The 2452-nt window shown below is 62.7% G+C and carries 2 protein-coding genes; both read left to right on the forward strand.

The window, feature by feature from the left end; all coding sequences use genetic code 11:
* The first annotated feature begins 389 nt into the window (after positions 1 to 389).
* Positions 390 to 659 carry a hypothetical protein gene (locus tag ACWGQ2_RS18355; RefSeq protein WP_452019647.1) on the forward strand — a complete coding sequence of 90 codons (270 nt, stop codon included), beginning with the start codon at positions 390 to 392 and terminating at the stop codon, positions 657 to 659.
* Between the two features lie 25 nt (positions 660 to 684).
* The gene (locus ACWGQ2_RS18360; protein ID WP_452019648.1) at positions 685 to 2127 is read left to right on the forward strand and encodes a DUF5979 domain-containing protein; all 1443 of its coding nucleotides are present in this window, start codon (positions 685 to 687) and stop codon (positions 2125 to 2127) included.
* Positions 2128 to 2452: the final 325 nt, after the last annotated feature.

A 2452-nucleotide genomic window follows, 5' to 3' on the forward strand; every position in this document is an offset into this window, starting at 1 on the left:
GCCGGCCTATGCCTCCCCGGCCGGCCTAACCGTGCTTCCCATGTTCGGTGACACCTGTCAACCAGTGGGACCACACCAGACAAAACCCGCCACAAGCCGTGGGAACCACGGCAGGGAATTCCGCTAGACGACACCGGACGTGCGGAACATCATGCTAGGGCGGCGCATCCTTACCGGATGACCCACCGGCTGTCAGCAATACCACCCGCATCAGCAGGTGATTTCTCTTCCTCCCTTTCCAGATGCCAACGGGAGACGTAGCCTCTCAGGCCACGGGCGCTGCGGCGCCGATGTCCCGAAGCTCACCACTTCGGACGATCCAAGAGGCCGAGACTGGAAGCGGGAACCCTATGAGTCTGCGTCACCAAACCGAACGTGCTGGGGGCCGTATGCCACACAGGAGTGGCTGGCGAGGCACCTCCGTAGGCAGCGCCGTCGTCGGCGTCTTTGTTTTTGTTTTTATGCTCCTGCAGCTGGCTGCGCCGGCCCAGGCCGTATACCGCGGTGATCCACCTGGTGCGGCTGTCCCCTCGGATCTGGTGGAAATCACCATGACGGGTACAGGGCCGGGATCAAGCGTGACCGGAGGGCTGCCGCCTTTGGGCGGAACCTTCGATCCCACCGCGGGTTATCCTGACGACGTCCCGCCGGGGGTATGACGATCTGGATGAGTCGTTTGCCGGTGTGATTACCACGGTGGACGCGGCAGGGACTACGCAGCAGATGTACTGCATCGACATTCGGACGAATACCTATAACGGGCTCGGATATGAGAACGGGTCCTGGGATGAGTCCAATGTCCCAAATGTTGGGTACATCAACCGTATTCTGAACAGTTACTATCCTGACCAGCCCGGTCTGCCTGCAGAGGCGCCGTCGGACAATGTTCGTGCAGCCGCTGTCCAGGCCGCCATCTGGTTCTTCAGCGATGGCTATGTCCTCGAGGATGATGACCCGATCCGCCAGTACACAGCCCCGATAGTCGCTGCTGTCCTCGCTGCCGGCCCTCTGACCGAGCCGCCTGCCCCGGACGTCTCCATCGACCCGCCGTCAGCTGCCGGACCGTCTGACGGTGTGGCGGGGCCGTTCACGGTCTCATCCGGGGATGCGGCAACTCTGACGGTAGACATCACGGACGGATACACGCTGTACACCGATCCGGCCGGCACGATCCCGTTGGTGGAAGAGACGGTACCTTCCGGGACCCAGCTGTGGGTGCGCAATGACAGTCAAACCACAGATCCCGCCGTACTGACTGCAACAGCGGTTGTTCCTGTGCAGACCGGAAACGTCTACCTCTACGCAGGCAACAACCCAAGTGTCGCTGAAGCGCAAAAGCTGATTCTGGCAGCCGACTCGCAGATCGATTCGAACGCCCAGGCGACGGCGGAGTTCTTCCTTGCCGGAGACCTGACCGTCCGCAAGGCCTTTGCCGGTGATGGTGTTGGCCTGCAGGGGGCCATCTCCCTGGTGGTGGACTGCGGTGCGTCGGGGGTCTTCACCTTCGATATCCCCGAAGGCACTGATACTGCAGTCACTGAGACCGTGACAGGGCTGCCGGTCGGGACGGTCTGTTCCGTGACGGAGCCGGTTACCGGATCAACGACGGCGGTAACGGTCACCCCCGTACTGCCGGAGCCGGTGACGATTACCGACGGCGAGAATGTACTCGCCGTGAGCAACACCGTGCAGCTCAATCCCGGCAGCCTGCAGGTCACCAAGACCATCACGGGTACGGGCGCCGGTTTGCAGGACGAAATCGTTCTTCACGTCCAGTGTGGGGACGGTCTGCTGGACGAGGTCTTTGTCCTGGAAGCGGGAACCCTGGCAGGTGCCTATACGCAGCTGTATGAGGGGATCCCGGCTGGAACGCTGTGCCGCATCTCGGAGCCGACCTCGGGAGCCAACGAGGACGTCACTGTGGAGTCCAGCCTTACCGGAGAGGTGACCATCCTGGCGGGAGCGACGCAGACCGCTGAGGCCACCAACCACTACGCACCGGTACCGGTCACGGAGCGGCTGCCCAAGACGGGTGCGGAATCGCTCAACCTGGCCCTCATGGGCGGGGGAGTAATGCTCGCGGGATCGGCACTGGTTCTGGCGTCCATGCGACGCCGGCACGGATAGCCGGCCGGCACGGCAGCTTTGACCGGCGTCGGTTCCGCTCCCACCAGGGACGGAACCGACGCCGCAGCTGTTTCAGGCAGGGGGCAAAACGGGGCGCTGGCGGCCGATTTGCACGTGCCATCAAACCTGTGTAAAGTCTTCTGAGTCGCCGCGGCCGGGACGCTCACGAAGCGCCCGAAGCATGGCGGCCAAACCCCAACTTTCTTTCGATGGTGGATCTGCTGCGCGCCTTGTGTGCCGGCGGGAAGCCTGGGACTGGATGCTGGGTTCGGAAGGGCTGGAATAGCCGGTTCGATTGAAATTCTTCAGAATTCACCGAATTGCT

The organism is Arthrobacter sp. NPDC055585 (assembly GCF_053619115.1).

What these genes read in the sequence shown, in the direction of transcription:
- ACWGQ2_RS18355 (WP_452019647.1), top strand. Translation starts at nt 390, where the DNA reads ATGCCACACAGGAGTGGCTGGCGAGGCACCTCCGTAGGCAGCGCCGTC.